General features: G+C 40.9%; 18 protein-coding genes. 13 read left to right on the top strand and 5 right to left on the bottom strand.

The genetic code is table 11. The annotated features are described in order from the left end of the window. The first annotated feature begins 446 nt into the window (after positions 1 to 446). From Q7J63_RS07005 to Q7J63_RS06995, 3 genes are all read left to right on the top strand, one after another. Positions 447 to 1,046, top strand: a complete 600-nt coding sequence (locus Q7J63_RS07005) for a Crp/Fnr family transcriptional regulator (RefSeq protein WP_304884973.1) — start codon at positions 447 to 449, stop codon at positions 1,044 to 1,046. Between the two features lie 248 nt (positions 1,047 to 1,294). Further along, positions 1,295 to 2,839, top strand: a complete 1,545-nt coding sequence (locus Q7J63_RS07000; protein WP_304884972.1) for a terpene synthase — start codon at positions 1,295 to 1,297, stop codon at positions 2,837 to 2,839. 224 nt (positions 2,840 to 3,063) lie between these two features. Continuing rightward, positions 3,064 to 3,255, top strand: a complete 192-nt coding sequence (locus tag Q7J63_RS06995; RefSeq protein WP_304884971.1) for a hypothetical protein — start codon at positions 3,064 to 3,066, stop codon at positions 3,253 to 3,255. Here Q7J63_RS06995 and Q7J63_RS06990 read toward each other — a convergent pair. After that, positions 3,246 to 3,419: a hypothetical protein gene (locus tag Q7J63_RS06990; RefSeq protein ID WP_304884970.1), complete on the bottom strand. Its 174-nt coding sequence runs from the start codon at positions 3,417 to 3,419 to the stop codon at positions 3,246 to 3,248. The genes Q7J63_RS06995 and Q7J63_RS06990 overlap by 10 nt on opposite strands. Before the next feature lie 155 nt (positions 3,420 to 3,574). On the opposite strand from Q7J63_RS06990, the gene Q7J63_RS06985 reads away from it, so the two are divergent. Genes Q7J63_RS06985 through Q7J63_RS06970 form a run of 4 tightly spaced genes read left to right on the top strand, consistent with a single transcriptional unit; the run spans position 3,575 to position 5,274 of the window. Then, entirely contained in the window at positions 3,575 to 4,321 is a 747-nt protein-coding gene (locus Q7J63_RS06985; RefSeq protein ID WP_304884969.1) for a hypothetical protein, read from the top strand. Positions 4,322 to 4,325: 4 nt separating this feature from the next. Further along, positions 4,326 to 4,751 carry a DUF5675 family protein gene (locus Q7J63_RS06980; protein WP_304884968.1) on the top strand — a complete coding sequence of 142 codons (426 nt, stop codon included), beginning with the start codon at positions 4,326 to 4,328 and terminating at the stop codon, positions 4,749 to 4,751. Continuing rightward, positions 4,745 to 4,990, top strand: a complete 246-nt coding sequence (locus tag Q7J63_RS06975; RefSeq protein WP_304884966.1) for a hypothetical protein — start codon at positions 4,745 to 4,747, stop codon at positions 4,988 to 4,990. Before Q7J63_RS06980 ends, Q7J63_RS06975 begins: the two co-directional genes overlap by 7 nt. Positions 4,991 to 5,019: 29 nt before the next feature. Then, positions 5,020 to 5,274: a hypothetical protein gene (locus Q7J63_RS06970; protein WP_304884964.1), complete on the top strand. Its 255-nt coding sequence runs from the start codon at positions 5,020 to 5,022 to the stop codon at positions 5,272 to 5,274. Between the two features lie 1,110 nt (positions 5,275 to 6,384). Here the strand turns inward: Q7J63_RS06970 and Q7J63_RS06965 are convergent. The 3 genes from Q7J63_RS06965 to Q7J63_RS06955 form a co-directional block, all read right to left on the bottom strand. Continuing rightward, a complete protein-coding gene (locus Q7J63_RS06965) occupies positions 6,385 to 6,951 on the bottom strand; it encodes a hypothetical protein (protein WP_304884963.1) in 567 nt (188 codons plus the stop codon). Next, complete coding sequence (locus Q7J63_RS06960) at positions 6,941 to 7,426, bottom strand: RNA polymerase sigma factor (protein ID WP_304884961.1); 486 nt, start codon at positions 7,424 to 7,426, stop codon at positions 6,941 to 6,943. The genes Q7J63_RS06965 and Q7J63_RS06960 overlap by 11 nt, the downstream gene beginning before the upstream one ends. A 64-nt stretch (positions 7,427 to 7,490) precedes the next feature. Further along, a complete protein-coding gene (locus tag Q7J63_RS06955) occupies positions 7,491 to 9,347 on the bottom strand; it encodes a transglutaminase family protein (protein ID WP_304884959.1) in 1,857 nt (618 codons plus the stop codon). A gap of 296 nt (positions 9,348 to 9,643) precedes the next feature. Here Q7J63_RS06955 and Q7J63_RS06950 point away from each other — a divergent pair, with 296 nt between their 5' ends. Continuing rightward, on the top strand, positions 9,644 to 9,898 hold the full coding sequence (locus tag Q7J63_RS06950; RefSeq protein WP_304884958.1) for a hypothetical protein: 255 nt from the start codon (positions 9,644 to 9,646) through the stop codon (positions 9,896 to 9,898). A 3-nt stretch (positions 9,899 to 9,901) separates the two neighbouring features. On the opposite strand, the gene Q7J63_RS06945 is transcribed toward Q7J63_RS06950, so the two are convergent. Further along, complete coding sequence (locus Q7J63_RS06945) at positions 9,902 to 10,186, bottom strand: hypothetical protein (protein ID WP_304884956.1); 285 nt, start codon at positions 10,184 to 10,186, stop codon at positions 9,902 to 9,904. 900 nt (positions 10,187 to 11,086) lie between these two features. Between Q7J63_RS06945 and Q7J63_RS06940 the strand changes: the two genes are divergently transcribed. From Q7J63_RS06940 to Q7J63_RS06915, 5 genes are all read left to right on the top strand, one after another. Continuing rightward, positions 11,087 to 11,347 carry a transposase gene (locus Q7J63_RS06940; protein ID WP_304884954.1) on the top strand — a complete coding sequence of 87 codons (261 nt, stop codon included), beginning with the start codon at positions 11,087 to 11,089 and terminating at the stop codon, positions 11,345 to 11,347. Between the two features lie 612 nt (positions 11,348 to 11,959). Then, positions 11,960 to 12,805 carry a DUF3347 domain-containing protein gene (locus Q7J63_RS06935; RefSeq protein ID WP_304884953.1) on the top strand — a complete coding sequence of 282 codons (846 nt, stop codon included), beginning with the start codon at positions 11,960 to 11,962 and terminating at the stop codon, positions 12,803 to 12,805. 13 nt (positions 12,806 to 12,818) lie between these two features. Further along, positions 12,819 to 13,376, top strand: a complete 558-nt coding sequence (locus Q7J63_RS06930) for a DUF2911 domain-containing protein (RefSeq protein ID WP_304884951.1) — start codon at positions 12,819 to 12,821, stop codon at positions 13,374 to 13,376. Further along, positions 13,373 to 15,490, top strand: coding sequence for a heavy metal translocating P-type ATPase (locus Q7J63_RS06920; RefSeq protein ID WP_370691874.1), 2,118 nt, complete (start codon positions 13,373 to 13,375; stop codon positions 15,488 to 15,490). The genes Q7J63_RS06930 and Q7J63_RS06920 overlap by 4 nt, the downstream gene beginning before the upstream one ends. A 1-nt stretch (position 15,491) precedes the next feature. Then, the gene (locus Q7J63_RS06915; RefSeq protein ID WP_304884946.1) at positions 15,492 to 17,747 is read left to right on the top strand and encodes a multicopper oxidase family protein; all 2,256 of its coding nucleotides are present in this window, start codon (positions 15,492 to 15,494) and stop codon (positions 17,745 to 17,747) included. Positions 17,748 to 18,059: the final 312 nt, after the last annotated feature.

Here is an 18,059-nt window from a genome sequence, read left to right as displayed (position 1 = left end):
TAGCTCGGTAAGAAGGAGTTGTATATTTTTCATCTTCATCGGTTTTGTCGGCCAAGAAACACCCCAGAAAATTGCAGTGGTGGCCTGGAATCCATAAATTTTAAGTAAGATACCGGCTTCCAAATCCCCGCTCAAACGACGCAGGGAAACTATCTGCCAAATTCTTCCTTTTGGACAAATGGTTGACGAATTTGGGTTTTATTCTTTGCCATGGATTCAAAAGTTCGGGTATTCCTCTGATAGCCAGGGTGTATTGCAAAACATCGGAGTTTTATCATGAATGCATTCTCAGTTTTATCCTCCTTATGCAATGGATTTCTCCTCAAAATCCCCCATTAATTTTTTAGGTTGTCCCATTTTCATGCACCCAATCAAAAATTCCTGCCCAAGAATTGACTTTCAGCCAAACCTTCTTTTCATTGAAGCAACATTGGCTGAACAAGATTATGGATTTGTATAGACGAAGATTACAGGTAAAAAAATATGCCTTCCAAAACGACCTTTTCTTTGGAGAATATTTTCATGAAATTTTATTGCATACCAAAGCCCTTTCTTTCAAAGAATTTCAAAAGATTGTGTTGCCCATCCCATCTCCCCACCTGTTTTTTATCAACAAAGGAACCGTTGCCGGCACTTATGACACCAACACAGACAAAGACTGGTACAGAATCATCCTCAAAGGAGAAATATTCGGGGATATTGCAGAGCTGCTTGACATACCCTTTCCCAAAATTCATTGGTTTGCCATCTCACAAGTGGAAGTGTTGGCGGTATCCATTGAAAAGCTAAGTGCTGCGCTGGGCAGAAATCCGGAAAATCTGAAAATCCTTCACCACCACCTCAGCCAAATGGAAACCGGTAGAATGGGCATGTTAAATATCTTGTCCAAACTGAATGTCAGACAAAAAATTGATTTTTTGGAACTGAATTTTCCTGAATTGTTGATCCAGACCAAATATGCGGATTTGGCCAAATTACTGGGTGTTTCAAGGCAAATACTGAGCAGGGAATTAAACAACAAACGACAGCTACCCAATGATAAATGATCGTTTTTAGTAATAATCTGTCCCTTTTTTAACTATTTTATTAAAATAATACGTGCAAAATTTGGCAATATTGAAATTATAGGTTTTATTTTCAACTACTATTTATTGATATAGTTTTTAAAATCCCGGGATTTTGAACCTGTTTTGCTTTTGGAAAGGGTTTGATTTTCAAATGAATACCCTTTTGGCTCCATGTGTAGTCGAACTTGAAGTCTTTTTTGTTCAAACTTTTAAGCTTACCCATTGCGATGAAAAGAGTACTTAAACCTATCATTCTCAAGACATTTTTGGATGGATTTGCAGTTGCCGCAAGTGAGGAATATCCGAAACTGGAACCATTCGTAGAATTCAACAGATTCAAAAAAGGCGAGGTGGTTCGACCTGCTGGTACAGCCGAGGATTTTGCCCATTACATCATTGAGGGGACGATTGCTCTTTTTCAGGAAGACCGATTGGTTAGGCCCTATTTTCCTCAACAGGTTGCCTTTGACCTCGATTCTTACGCCAACCAATCCCTAAGTCCATTCCATCTTGTTGCCCTGGAAGCATGTGTTGTGTTCTCTGTAAGCAGGGCGAATGAAGCAAAGATCCTACAGGAATTACCGGCATTTCGGGAAATATCGCTCAAAATCTTTGAAAGGGCAAAAAAAGGAGACAAGGAATGGATCGCTGTTTCCCAGATGCATTATAAGGATGCGATACCCTACATCCAGGAAAAAATGGGGAAACATTTCAATATTTTCCAGGCAAAGCAACTCGCCAGTCTCGTTGGGGTAAACGAAAGGACCATCAAACGGTACAACAAAAAACTTTTTACCAATAGAAAATCCCTGGCCGTAAAGGCAAGGGGGAGGGAATTATTCAATTATCCATTCAAATCCATCGTCCATGAGGATGTTGAAGAAGTGGATTACCTGGTGACCTGTTGGGCTTCGGAGCATAAATTATTGCCCAATCAAAAGGCAATCCTAAAATACCAAAAGATGAAAATGACCTGGCTTTCTGCAAGGCTCTATCCCGAGGTGAAAATAGAAAAGGCAATCTGGCTGGGTTGTTTGTATGCTTTGCTATTTACGATGGATGATTTAACCGACAAACTTCCCAATGGCGAAAAGCATAAATTTTGGCAAAAAATCAGTGATGGACTTATTTTGACTATGGAAAATGGGGCACTCCCCACGCAAAAATCCACCATAAGACCTTATTGGGAGGCCTTTGCTGACCTCTGGGACAAGCTTTTGTCACTCGCATCCCAGGAATTCATTCAATTTTTTAAGGAACTGGTCTTTAATTACGTGAAGGAAAATTGTTGGGAGGCACTAAACCATGACCTCCATCAAATCCCTACCATCGCACAATATCTCCATAAAAGGCCTGTGTTTTCAGGAGGTCACCTGGCGATTTCGCTCATTCCTTTTACCATGGAGGAAGACCATCAGGACATTTTTCACCATTGGCAATTTCTGAAAAAGTACAACGAACTCGCCTCAAAGTTGATTTTTATCTCCAATGATTTACTTTCTTTTGACAAGGAATTCAAAATTGAAGATCCCCACAACTGGATTTTTTTATTGATGGAGGAGGAAAAACTGGTGAAAGAAGAAGCGATCCTCAAACTTTTGGAAATCCATGCTGAAACCCTTCAGGCATTTAACAATTTGGATACAGGCTATCAGGAAAATTACACACCTTCTACAAGGGCCATTCTAACGGCTATAAAAAACATCAAATACCAAATCTCAGGTGCAGTGGCATGGTCCATTACCGACACAAAAAGATACATGGACTTTTAATCCTTTGCGAACATAAAGCAAGGAATTGGCCAATGGTTTCAATGCATTATTGGCCAGTGAGATAAGTGCTCACGTCTGGCATTGGGATAAGAATTTATAAATTGGAAAATCGTACCAATTTAGCATGAAGAGTACAAAAATTTAGCATTATCGATCACCCTTTTTCAGATCTTCTTGAGAGAAGGATAGGAAGACAAGCTGGATGTCCTTTAAAAAGTCTAGTCATGATTAAAAAGAGATGCGTCATATATCCAAAAGATGTGCAGCTCATCACCGGTAAAAGTGAGAGATACGGACAGGTTTTGCTGACCAAAATCCGGATTTTTTTCCACAAAGAACCCCATCAATTCATCACCCTCAAAGAATTTTCGGAATTCTCCGGCATCCCCATCCAAGACCTCGAACCCTACCTATAGTCTCCCGACTCCCGTCTTCCGTCTTTCCACTCCCGTCTCCCGTCCCCCGTCTCCCGTCTCCCCACTTCCCACTCCCGTCCCCCGTCTCCCGTCTCCCGTCTCCCGTCTCCCGTCCCCCCTTCACCTCCTATCCTAGGATGCTTCACCTTTTGGCTAAATTCCAAGAAATGACATAACAATTTCAAGAGATCTTAATAAACCCCTTCAAAAGCCGACAAAAACACACAAAAACGACAAATACGCAGCATCCGCACATTCATTTTCCAGGCCAAAAATTCTTTTCCAAATTTGATTATGTATCATTTAAACCACAATAAATATGGCGAAACAAACCAGTATCATTACACTCAATGGTAAAATAGGGGGGATCTCCTTCTACAAAACCAAGGATGGCTACCAGGCCCGGGAAAAGGGAGGGGTGAGCAAGTCTCGGATCATGACAGATCCACGGTACGCACGGACCAGGGAAAACATGCAGGAATTTGCGGAAAATGCAACAGCGGCAAAGCTTCTTAAGGATGCCATCCGCCCTGCAATTGTCAAAATCAGCGATCCCAAACTCCACAATAGGCTGTCAAGCCAGATGATGAAAGTACTGAAGTCTGATCTTGTAAACACCAGAGGAAACCGAAAGGTGAGCGAAGGCGATTGGAACCTCATTTCGGGGATGGAGCTCAATGCCAGATCCAGTCTCTCCAGCACAGTTCTGGTAGAAATCACGCTGTTGAACACTCCTTCCGATTGGACAGTTTCCCTACCACCCTTTAATCCCATGGATTTCTTGGTAGTACCGGAAGGAGCAAGTCATTTTAGACTGTTTGCCGTAGGAGCCTCAGTGGACTTTACCACAAGCGAGCGTTCTTTTGTGCAGGTACCCACAGTGGATCTGCCTGTTTCGGCAGTGACAGATCCCATAATCCTGACAGTTTCCAAAGCCTCGCTTTCGGAATCCAATCAGGTCTATGTACTAGGAGTGGAGTTCGTCCAGATGGTCAATGGACAGGAATATGCCATCAACAATGGCGCCCACAATGCTGCAGTCATTCTGTTGACTGAAAAAGTCTAGCGGCATGAAACTCCTGTTGGTTAGAAAGTACCATAAGGACAAGACCCTGGGCAGGATAAGCAGCCAGGGACTGCAGATCGTCAAAACCAAGGAAAATCCCCATCCCGATTTTACCGCTGTCGGTCACTGTATCCCTGAAGGCTGTTACCAAATCCACGGAGACTATTCGGAAGAGCGGGGCTGGTACCTGGAAATCTCCGGCAACGGGATTCCAAATCCAGTTTCTTTCCGGCCACTGTGCGACGGTATTTTACAGCATGGGCAGGGAATAGCTCCGGTAACCTATTTCAAGGGAGATGGTATGGGGATGTTTTCCAGACTGGCCACGCTCAAACTGATGGATAAGGTATTTCAAGCAATTGAACAGGGCGAGGAAGTCCAGCTGGAAATCTGTGAGGAAAGTAACTTCAAGCCAAAATGGAAATGGTAATTTCAGAAGGGGCATATTTTCTTGGTGCGGGGGGATTGATTTCCCTACTGTTGTCCATCATCGCCTTTTTTCTTAGGACGCTGGTGCAGGATATCCGGGACCTGAAAAGGGACCAGATGGCATTACGGGAACTCTGTATCTGGCTCCAAGCCAGTCAGAGTAAAATAAACAGAATTTGGGAATCCAAAAACCAGGTGAATGCCACGACGACCAAATTCAGTAAATCAAAGGTTAACTAAAAAAAAAGTATCATTTAAAACTAGAAATTATGATAGGAGAAATCAGAGAATTTTCAACCAGGTGGACAAAACCAGTACCCCTTTTCTTTCAAAAATTACGAAAGGTAGGGCTTACCATAGCCGGAATAGGTGCCGCCTTATTGGCAGCCCCGGTGTCATTGCCAGCCATTGCGATAACATTGGCGGGTTATGCAATAACCGCCGGCACAGTCATCACGTTGATCAGTCAGGTGACGGTGGACGATAATCCTCCGGAAGCGGAAGATTTCCACCGCATTTATTAGACCATGCAGGAGAGGGGAGACCCTCTCCTGTTTTTTTATATTGTTGTTTAGACCTCACCCAATTGGTATCAGGAATTATTCTCCCAAGGGCCTGATGTTCTTTCAGGATCAATCCCATTTGGAAACCTTTTGCATATTCCATCTAACTTGATTCAAGTTAGATGCATAACGTTACTTTTCCGTTGTCTTAGAATTCGGGTTTAACCCGTGTTGGGTCGGGTTCAATTGATTCCAAGAATACGCCATAACCTTTTCTAAATCCAACCTGAATATACAAAAAAGAAAAATCTATAATCCATTCAATGATAGGGTTTTGGTATTTATCATTTAAAGCTGTTTGTTGTTGCGGGTACTTGTCTACTTCCCAATGCAGAATATCCTATCTTGTTTTCAATCATGGATTTTAAGCAACAAATGGGCAAGCATTTACCATTAAACCAGAGTCAAATTGGTGAGCCCAAAGAAAACCAAATGCAAATTTTCAGTTGGAAATTGAACAACCCTTCTCCAAAATTCCCCCCAACCTTTCAGCGAAGAATGGTATCTTCCCCTGTATCCTCTACTTCCCCTAAGAACTCCTCTCCAAAAACAAACCCTGAAGGGGCTTTATCATCAAATGGAACTTCCTTTAAAAGGATCAGATCTTCAAGTCAGCATGGGTATATTCTTCAGGGTCAAGCGCCCCGTCTTCTACAAAAAATAGGTGTGCATCTGCTGCTGCATGCTTTTTCCACATAATAAATAGATTTATTTTTCGACTTTTAATAGCATATATTTCTTGTTTTTTAATTTGTCGATAAAAAATATAATCCTTCCGCACGAAATACAGAAGATCAGATCCTAAATGGTGGAGTTTGCTTCATTTGATCAAAATTGACCCATTTTACTATAAAAAATTGAGAAATAAGTAAAGATTTTGGAGCCGTAAGACAGAAGACTGCCTACCGGTTTACCTCCCGTTAGCGATGACAAAAGTAGGCTGCTGAAATATTGGATTGAACCTGATTTTCATTAGTTGGCGGTATTGATTCATGGTGATGAGGGGATTTATCATTATCCCAAGGTGCATCCTTGGGATAACGATAAGGGAGGTTTTCTCAACTTATAAAATCACAAGTTTTCCGCCAATGTCTCCAGCTCTTTGAGTCTGCTGCCATAGTATTTTTTTATCAGGAAAATGGAAACGATGAGGAATATCAGAAAATATCCCATGACCCCCACTTGCCATACTATTGGGAGTTGTAGAAAGAAGTCATCCCACCAACTCATCATTACCAATGCGATGACGGTCAGTACCACTAGTGTATAATATATCCGAAGGGTAGCTTTTAAGTGATTTTTTGCCGCCACAATGTTCTTCTTTAGCTGTTGGGTGTAGTCAATGCCTAAAATGCGTTTCAAACTCAAAAACAGACGGATATTGATAGGCAGGCTACCCAAAAGAATAAGTGCAAATAACTTATAGAAGTAAGGTTCTAAATCTCCCGAAAAGTAGACAAGAATCCCAAATATAAGAACAGCTGTTACCGCTACTACCATTTCAAATCGGACATACTGCCTGATTTTCTGTTGTGTGCCGGTAACAGTCTGTAGCTTCAGGTTCAGCTCCTTATCTGTGTCATTTACTGACCTATGCTCGGCTTTTTTCCAGACTTCTTTTAATTGATCAAAATCCATCTTTAATGATTATTTTTTTAAGTTTTTCCTTAATACGTGTCAATTTTGCTCCGATATTTGTTTCGGTAAAGCCCGTTATCTCTCCGATTTCTCTATAGGACATCCCTTCTAAATGCAGCAGAATGACTGATTTCTCAATACCGTTGAGTATACTGATGGCTTGATAAAGCTGGTCAAAATGATCATTATCTTCTTGTTCAGTACTCAGATGATAAGCCATTTCAAAACCTACTTCCAAAGCAGGAGATTTGTTTTTTCGTTGGTGATACAAGGCCGTATTGAGCGCTACTTTATACAGCCATGTAGAGAATTTTGCTTCCATTCTGAAGTCAGGAAATGCTTTCCAGGCATTGTACAAGCATTCCTGGAACAAATCTTCCTGATCATCCTTGGTACCTGCATAGATCAGACAGACCTTTCTGATGATGCGGTGATTGGCTTTTATTTCTGCTGTGAATCTATCTTGCAAACTCATTTGAATTTAACCCTTCTCAAAATATGAACAGGTGTGTTGAATGCATTTAATGTTAGATGACCAATTATTTAATTGCTTCAGTTGCTTTTGCCAATAGCTCACTGTGTTCAGGTCCGGTTGACGTCAGAATGAAAAAAGATTTGGTATCATCTCTTATCACAGCTAGCGTTTCATTTGTACTTGATTTTGAAAATCCCTCGTAGCTGCCAGAATGGACTGGACGTAGCGTATTTGAATTTTCAGCTTGACCCAGTATTCTATTTGTACTTGCCATAGCCTCCTCTGCTGAACCATATGTCCAGTGCCCAACTGTAATTTCCGATGCGCCCTTGGTCTGTTTGAGGATTGTATTTTCAGGATAAAACAGGTCTACATCTGTAAATTCAAAACCTTCCAGCTTCTTCATGGCAAACTTCAATCCCGGGTTGGTATAAATATCATTTTCAATGAAATAGGGGTTCTCTGTAGCGGTATGGAGTTCTCCGTCTACTTCATGCTCGATAATGTTGACATCAATATTTCCAACCAGCTGCATACCTGCAATATTTGCTTTGCCCATACCGTCTTTAAGAGAGGAGCGTACCATGAAAAAACGGGCCGCATCCGCTATGTAGGTGTCATTGGGCACCGCTGCATCAATTGGAATCCAATGACCATTGATATTTACCTCAGACCAGGCATGGCCACCCCATGCACCATCCACATACACATAGCCCATCAAAAACCGGGAAGGGATGCCTGCAGCCTTGCTCATCGTCGAAGTTAGGATTCCGTAGCTGACACAGGTCCCTTTAAGGTCCCTTATCACTTCCCGTGAATCCGCAAGTGCAATACCCGCATCAAAGCTCATGTTTTTACGCACCCAATCCGCAATTAATTTAGCTTTTTCCCAATCATCCGTTTCATCTCCTATTACTTCTTTGGTCTTTTCAATAAGCAATTCATCGCTATTGTCCAAAAAGGCATTGGGCTCCAGGTATTCCTCTAGTTCGGAGGGTTCATTGTTTTGAAGCGTTATTTCAGGTTTATTGATCTGCAGGATGATCTCCTTATCTGATTTACTTAGAATGTCTTGGTAGTCGCCGGAAAAATCAGGAAATCCAAACTCAGGTCTTTTTTGCGTAATCTTCAATTTGATGGAAGACAGGTCTCTGGGATTGGATAAGCGGTAATTGGCATAAGCCATTGAACTTCCATATTGATCTTCCGGTAGGTCTACGCTATTGTTAAGTGCCCTAAGTGCATTTTCCTTATTCGTCCAAACCACTTCCATATCACCAAATGGACCGGGTTCGCTGCTTTTCAAGAGCATTCCCTCCTTGCTCAGCCATTTCTTCCTGACATAAGGCAATTCCTGAATGCTTTCTTCTACCATTATTGCATTAAACTCCATGCCTTTGATACTCACCTTTTCAGTCCCTGTAAAATTAAGACTACCATTCATAAACATGCCCAGTTCCGCGGAATAAGTAGTATAATGCACAGTTTTCCGGCCATTTTCAATTTGCTTTCGCAGCAATTCCTCCAGTTGTTTAGGACCCGTAAGTTTCGAGTCCATTGGCAGCCTTTTGTTAAATCCCTGCGATTCGATAAGCAAGTGATCATCCATTACCTGCACCGATTCGACTTTCTTTTCATTAGAAATGTACATTTCAGAATTTATTCCGATTAAAAGTCCTTCTTTTTCAGTTTGAAACGTCCTTGTTTCCATTTTTACAGTGCTCCCCAGCCTGCCGATGCTAATGTTCATCTCTATAAGAGAAGTATGTTGCTCTCCATTTGCTTCATTCTTCTCAAGCAGATAACCCACAGGGCTGCCCCCCATAGAAACGGTATACCACCTTTCCACTTCTTGTCCAAATGTACCCTGATACGTGAATAGAGCAATACATACCAGGAAAATCAGTCTGACTTTGTTCATAATAATTTTGATTTAAATGTTTCTGAATACTGTTTATATCATTAGTGACAGAAACACCCATATCCTTACACTGCCGTGATTTTTTTTCTGTTGAACCTGTTTTTTTAATGAGCCAAAAATTTTACAGGCAGCTTTGAAGAGACTTAAATTAGCAGGAAATACCTTTTGAGCCGTCTCCTCAATGCGCATTGTCCCATGGTAAAACCTTGGGACAATGCGCCAATACCTCAAGGAATTTATCCGAACCAGTTTTTAAAACCGCTGGTTAAAACTAAGAATTATATTAAAAGTGTATTATGAAATCCAGCATGCCTGAAGCAGACAGGCATGACGCAAGCAACGCAAAGAGGAAAGCACTGATGGCTATCGCGACAGCCATGCGAGATCCAATTTTGCCTTTAAAAAAAACAAAACATAAAAATACGGAAGCCATAAGATTTAAAACCTCATTACCCATTGATGAAGTGGATAGTTTTATTGAATTCGAAAAAGAAATACAAACTCAAAAGGTTAAAACCTTTTTGCAAAAGTTGAAGCCATTGTTGTATTAAATTTCAATAAAGTAGGGGGGGCATCGTCTTCACTTTTGCACTTTGAACCTTGTAAATGTCAGTAAAAGGATAGTTTTTTCCATTTTCACTTTTGATAATTCCGTTTGCAGCGCCTTCTTTTCCATGGGATAAGATTTTGAGTTTGGCTTTCAGCTGCAAGACCCCCTGATCGGAATCTTTTATTTCTGCTTTTTCTTTTTGGTATCCCTTATTGAGCGCACGGGCATACATCCATAAAAACCCCAAAACGATCTCTGCTATGCTGAATAAATGAGCTGGTTTTTTCATGATTTTCAACCCGTTTACTTCATCGCAAACTCCATTCACTGATGATCAATCAGGTGTTGGTTATTTTAGACCTCACCCAATTGGTATCAGGAATTATTCTCACAAGGGCCTGATGTTCTTCCAGGATCAATCCCATTTGGAAACGGAATGCATATTTCGGGTTTTAACCCGTGTTGTGTCGGGTTCTATGTTTAATGTTGATTGAATCAAAGCTAATCTTTCATTCTTTCCCAGAAGCCTTAAATATCCGAAGTGCCTTATCTTGACAAACCTATTTGGGAATATCCCCATGGTCGGTACAAGCCGTATTGTTCAAAGTTTCTGATAAATTCCTATTGGCTGAGCCACATCTGTTTGGTTCTGGAGTCGTCAGCATGGTGTTTATACCTGATGTGGGTAAAGTTGACTTCAAGAATTCTAGGTCTGGGAATACGATTTTGTGAGTACATCTGCCCAGTTATTGCACAACCTTGGAGAGCCAAAGGGGGATTTGGGATACATATCCGTTCCATTTTTTTGACTTGGGGACTTTGAGTATATTGTTTTTGTCAGTTTTCCGCTTGATTGACCCGAAATATACATTTGACTTCCTTACGGGGCTGTAACAACTAGAAAATCACACTATTTGAACAATAATGTAGAACTCAATATGGTGAGGTCAAAAACTGTAAACAGCTGACTGATTATCAAGCAATATCATGCCGGTATAGAATTTATTATGCATAAAATGGCTTGAACTGTCATTTTCAAGCCCTTTCATAAACATGGCTTTGAAAATACTTGGCAGGCTTTTCTGCGGAAAAAGGAATCTGTTGGTTTTGTGCTTTGTGCCTTTCCAACTCTTTATGTCAAAGCCATCTGCAAAGACGATCCAATGAATCCTGAGATGCAACACAGGCTGTGGGAATAAAAAGCATAAATCCTGCACCCAAGGTTGCGATCAACAACAACCGGATCCTTGAGATCGACAATGTATTGGTCAGATTCAAGTCGAAGGATTACTGGGACAACAAAACCAAAACCATGCAGCTTACCTGTAAGGAGTTTGTCAGTAGGCTCATGCAGCATGCCTATCTCGAGTACCGGGATTCTCCCCAACTGCTTTTACAAAATGCAGTATTTTGGGATCGTGGATTCTGCCAACGTTGTGCCTCATTTTAGAAAGCCAACCGCATATTCAGGCACATTTGGTTTTTGCCGACAAGCTAAGCCAAAAATAAAAAACCAAAAGAACTTGAATTTTACCAACTCTTGACAGAATAAAATTTATACATTTGAATTTCAAAATTATGACAAGATTTTTCTGCATTGCGATGTTAACAGCAATAGGTTTCTTCTTCAAACCTGTGGAATCCTATGCCTGTAGCTCAAAATCTGAAAACACAGAAACTACGAGTGACAAACAATCAGGTTCCGAAATAGAAAAAAAAGACTGTAGTAGTAACGAAAAAGGACCATGTGGCAAGCACGGAAAGGACTGTGACGGCAAATGTGGTAATCCAGCTTGTCATTGCCCTACTCATTGCAAAAGCTTTTTAGGTACGTTATTTGCTCCACTTTTAATAGTTAAAACGACATTGAGCATACCCGACTTTTTCTATCGAGAAGCCTATTATACTTCAGGGTTTCTCGCTATTTGGCTCCCGCCAAAAATAGGCTGATTTTCTTCTTTGACAGCCATAGGTCTGTCCATACGAGAGCATACCTTGTTTTCGGAATTTTATAATATTCAATAACATTAAATTTTCTATGATGAACTCAATAAAATTATTGATGGCATTAACCGTGTTGCTATCCCACACTGTATGTATTGCTCAAATTAAAAATGCCCAATCTGAAAGCATAAAAATTTACGGGAACTGCGGAATGTGTGAAAGCACTATTGAACAAGCAGGAAATATGAAAAAAGTAGCCCAAGTAGATTGGAATAGAGATACTAAAATGGCTACGCTTAACTATGATCCAAGCAAAACGAGTCAAGAGGAAATTTTGAAACGCATTGCTTTGGCAGGTTACGATAATGACCAATTTCTTGCACCAGATGATGTATATGCAAAACTTCCTGAATGTTGTCAATATGAGCGTGTGAAAAAAACGGAAATGGCAAAAACAGAAACGAAGGAAGACCATTCTATGCACAATCACGATAAAATGAAAGACAAGCCAACAGAAATTAAGCAAGAAGTAAATCAGCTGAATGCGGTTTTTGACAGTTATTTTTCTCTAAAAGATGCTTTGGTAAAATCTGACGGCAAATTAGCTTCTACCAAAGCCAAAGAATTACTTGCTTCTATAAAAACAGTAGAAATGGGAAAACTCACAACCAAAGAACATACCATTTGGATGAAAGTAATGAAAGGTTTAGTATTTGATATAGAACATATTGAAGAAACCAAAGATGTAGGACATCAACGTGACCATTTCAATACTTTATCGGACAATATGTATCAATTGCTCAAAGTTTCAAAATATGAACAACCTGTTTATTACCAACATTGCCCTATGGCAAACAGCGGCAAAGGAGCAAATTGGTTAAGTAAGGAAAATGCAGTTAAAAATCCTTACTACGGTTCGCAAATGCTTACCTGTGGTAAAACTGTGGAAACAATCGAAAATTAAACCAAAAGAACAAATGAAAAATCTAACCCTGTTTTTATTCCTTGCCTTTGCGCCTTTAGTTTCTTTTGGTCAACACGAGCACCATCAGGCAAAAAATGATACAACGGTCAAAGCCAAAAGTCCACGCACTGCAGCCATGGCAATGGTTGGAGGTAACCACGTTCACATTGAGTATGGCGCTCCAAGTGTAAGGGGGCGGAATATTTGGAATGGATTGGTTGCCTACAACCAGGTGTGGGCTACAGGTGCACACAAAGCGACGTGGATCGAGTTTTCAAATGACGTTTCTATCAACGGCACCATGCTTCCAAAAGGCAAGTATGGAATTTTTACCATTCCCAGCAAATCGGAATGGACGCTGATCATCAGTAAAGATTGGGATATGCACCTGGCCGATGATTATAATGAAGCAAATGATTTGATCAGACTAAAAGTCAAACCCAAAAAGAGCAAAGACCTTGTCGAAGAACTACAATACCAAGTGACGGAAACAGGAAAAGACCAAGGTAGAATTGAGATCAGTTGGGAATATTTGAGTGTTGGATTTGATTTTAAAAATTCAGGTAAATGAAAAAATATACCTGTCCCATGCACCTTCAAGTGCTGAAAGACGAACCCGGGAAATGCCCAATTTGCGGGATGGATTTGGTGCCTTTTGGAGCTAAAGCTGAACATTCCCACCATCCCAAGTCTTCAAAGAACCACGGGGAACATTCAAAAGCGGATTTTAACAAACACGAAGGTCATCATACGAGCGACTTTATCAAGCGCTTTTGGGTAAGTCTTGCGCTTACAGTTCCAATCCTTTTACTGTCTCACATGATACAGGAGTGGCTGGGATTTGAAATTAGTTTCCCCGGAGATAGATATGTATTAATGGCATTGGGTACTGCCATTTACATTTATGGAGGTATGCCATTCTTAAAAGGAATGATTGGCGAAATAAAATCCAAAGCCATTGGGATGATGACCTTGGTGGCTCTGGCCATTTCAGTGGCCTATTTCTACAGTATGGCTGTGGCTCTTGGATTTCCCGGAATGGATTTCTTTTGGGAGCTTGCCACTTTGATTGTCATTATGCTCTTGGGGCATTGGCTGGAGATGCGTTCCCAAATGGCTGCCTCAAAAGCATTACAGTCTTTGGTGGCATTACTGCCCAATGAGGTAACTATTGAACGCAATGGTCAAGCGGTTAAAATACAGTTGGATGAACTTGTGAATGACGATATCATTCTCATTAAGCCAGGAGAGAAAATTGCCGCTGATGGATGGGTATTGGAAGGCTCTTCTTCTGTAAATGAAAGTATGCTGACAGGCGAAAGTGTACCTGTGAAAAAACAAATGGAAGCAAATGTAATTGCAGGCTCCATAAATGGTGATGGCGTTTTAAAGATTAAAGCGACAGGAGTAGGAAAAGACAGCTACCTCGATAAGGTAATCAATTTGGTGCAGGTTGCACAGGCTGCAAAATCCAACACCCAAAACCTAGCAGATAAGGTTGCCAAATGGCTTACCTTTATTGCCATTGCGGTTGGCCTTGGGACTTTTGTTTTTTGGTACAGCAATAGTGGAGATTTGGCTTTTGCCTTGGAAAGAATGGTAACGGTAATGGTCACCGCTTGCCCACATGCTTTGGGGGTTGCTATCCCATTAGTGGTTGCGATCTCTACAACCCTTTCGGCCACAAATGGTCTCTTAATCAGAAACAGAACTGCTTTTGAAACCACCAGAAAATTATCTGTGATTATCTTTGACAAAACCGGGACCCTTACCCAAGGATCTCACAGGGTTCAAAAAACTATTCCGTTAACAGATAAATATTCTGCTGATGATATTATCCAGTATGCAGCAGCTGTTCAGCAAAATTCTGAACACCATATTGCAAAAGGGGTACTGCATACTTTAAAAGACAGAAAACTCGATTTATGGAAATCAGAGAACTTCCAGTTGATTCAGGGAATGGGCGTAATGGGAACAGTAAAAGGCAAATCAGTGATCGCTGCCGGGCCAAATTATTTGAAGGATAAAAGTCTAGCCTTACCTGAAATACCGAAGGACATCAATCAAGATGCCGAAACAGTGAATTTTTTGCTGATTGACGATGAAGTAGTGGGTATTATTACTTTGGCAGACACTATTCGAGAAGGTTCGCAACAGGCAATTGATGATTTGAAGGAGATGAACATCAAATCATACCTCCTTACAGGTGATAATGAAAAAATTGCCGCGGCAGTAAGCAATGCGTTGGGAATGGACGGTTTCTTTTCAAACGTGCTCCCTCACGATAAGCAAGAGAAAATTAAAGAATTCCAAGCCAAAGGAGAAATTGTAGCGATGACGGGTGATGGGGTTAATGACGCGCCTGCATTGGCACAGGCAGATGTGGGAATAGCTGTGGGTTCGGGTACCGATGTAGCGGCTGAAACTGCGGATATTATACTGGTAAATAGCGACCCAAGAGATGTTTCAAAAATGATTGATTTTGGAAAGCGCACCTATCAGAAAATGATACAGAACCTGGTTTGGGCGGTAGGATATAATATTATCGCTATTCCCCTTGCTGCAGGGGTACTCTATCCAAACTTTGTATTAAGCCCTGCAATGGGTGCGGTGTTAATGAGTGCCAGCACCATTGTGGTCGCTATCAATGCAAGTTTACTAAAACTGAATAAATCAAATTCCTAAAATGACACAAAATAATATTTATAAAAAGTTGTTGCCAATAGCCATAGTGCTATTGGTAACGAACTCACTTTTTGCACAAAAGGTAGTCCGTTACGACCTGTATGTAAAAGATACCCTTGTCAATTTTTCAGGCAAAGAAAGGCGGGCAATTGCTGTAAATGGACAAATACCAATGCCAACACTTACTTTCACAAAAGGTGATACAGCAGAAATTTATGTACATAACCAACTCAAAGAAAGCACCTCTTTACATTGGCATGGCTTGTTTTTGCCCAACAAGGAAGATGGCGTTCCTTTTCTGACACAAATGCCCATTGAACCAGGCACAACACACAAATATACCTTCCCAATAATCCAGCATGGTACGCATTGGTATCACAGCCACAGTGGACTTCAAGAACAAATAGGAATGTATGGCTCCATGATATTGAAAAAACGGGATGACGACCCGACATTCAGAAAAGACATTGACGATTTGCCGACGATCCCCATTATTTTAAGCGAATGGACAGACTACAAACCCGAAAACGTACACCGAATGTTGCACAATGCTTCCGATTGGTTTGCTATCAAAAAGGGAACAACCCAAAGTTATTCCGAAGCCATACGAGAAGGTCATTTTAAAACCAAACTCACCAACGAATGGAAACGAATGTTGGCAATGGATGTAAGCGATATTTATTACGATAAATTTCTAATAAACGGCAACAATGAAAGCCAACTATCCCAATTCAAAGCAGGGGATAGCGTACGGTTGCAAATCTCAAATGGTGGTGCGTCCTCCTATTTTTGGCTAACCTATGCAGGCGGCAAAATGACCGTCATAGCCAATGACGGCAACGATGTAGATCCTGTGGAAGTCGACAGGTTGATTATTGGCGTGTCGGAAACCTATGATGTCATCGTGACCATTCCCGCTGAAAATACTTCCTATGAGTTTCTTGCCACAGCAGAGGACAGAACCAAATCCGCTTCCATTTACATCGGCTCAGGCATCAAACAATTGGTCAGTCCATTGCCCAAACTGAAATATTTTGAAGGCATGAAGATGATGAACGGTATGATGAAGATGAATGGCGATATGAACGATATGGGAATGAATATGAGCCTTCAGCAAATGGATATGAACACGGTCATGTATCCCGAAATTTCAGGTGAGAAGAAACCCATGAAAATGGATGAAATGCCAGAAATGGAGATGGAGAATATGGACCATTCCAAACACGGTTCAGGTAATTCGGATATTGTAACCCTCAATTATGCGATGTTAAAATCACCAACCATTACCACTTTGCCAAAAGATGCACCAATCAGGGAATTAAGGTTTGAATTAACCGGAAATATGAACCGCTATGTATGGAGTATGGACAATAAGGTGCTTGCGGAATCCGATAAAATTTTGATAAAGAAAGGAGAGATTGTAAGAATCACAATGTTCAACAACTCCATGATGCGTCACCCAATGCACTTGCACGGACATGATTTTAGGGTAATCAACGGGAAAGGGGAGTACGCTCCGCTCAAAAACGTAATGGATATCATGCCAATGGAAACCAACGTAATTGAGTTTGAAGCCAATGTAGAAGGCGACTGGTTTTTTCATTGTCATATTCTCTATCACATGATGGCAGGAATGAACCGGGTTTTCAGTTACGAAGAGCAAGAACCCAATCCATTGTTACCCGATAAAAAATGGGCTTACAAAAAATTACAAAGCGAAAGCAATCAACTTCATTTTATGGTGCAAAATGACTTTGCCACCAATGGAAATGACGGTATGGCAATGGTACAGAATACGCGTTGGAGTTTTGGTACTGAATGGCGTTTAGGGTACAACGATATGCACGGATACGAATCAGAAACCCACATAGGAAGATACATAGGCAAGATGCAATGGCTAATGCCTTTTGTTGGGTTTGATTGGCGGTATAGAAAGTTAGGACGCAATGAAATTGAAAAAAATCTATTCGGACAGAAAAGCACCAAAGACAAACGGACACAATTTAGTGTAGGTGTTGCATACACATTACCAATGCTCGTTATTCTGCAAACCGAAGTGTACCACGATGGGAATGTCAGAATTCAATTGAGGCGGGAGGACATCCCAATAACCAAAAGAATAAGAGCTGGCTTTATGGTCAATACGGACAAAGAATATATGGTAGGCCTGAATTATATTGCGGGTAAAAACTTTGGTTTTAGAACACATTATGACAGTGATATGGGATTTGGAGTAGGGTTGACATTGAATTATTAAAGCTTAACAGTTGCATGCAAATTGCCAATTAAAGACTTATCCATTGAAGATCCGAAATGGAACTTCCTGATGCGTCTGAAAAACAAGCAGATAAAGCAACATTCTATTATCGGTATCAGACAGCAAAATCGGTAATGAACAATTGAAAATTGATGGTGAGAAATTTTTTTAGTAGGGGAATCGTCTTGGTTATGTTCCCTAGGGAATTCAGTGCCAAATCACCTTCCTTGATACGGGAACAGTTTTGAATTTCCCGATCACTCATCAGGTGGATATTCCGGACTATATTGACCCTTCTAAAAATAGGTTGGG

The sequence above is a fragment of the Rhodonellum sp. genome, from assembly GCF_030656585.1.
GTDB classification, from domain to species: domain Bacteria; phylum Bacteroidota; class Bacteroidia; order Cytophagales; family Cyclobacteriaceae; genus Rhodonellum; species Rhodonellum psychrophilum.
The sequence above is the reverse complement of the archived record's forward strand: the minus strand, read 5'-3'. Positions and strand labels throughout refer to the sequence as shown.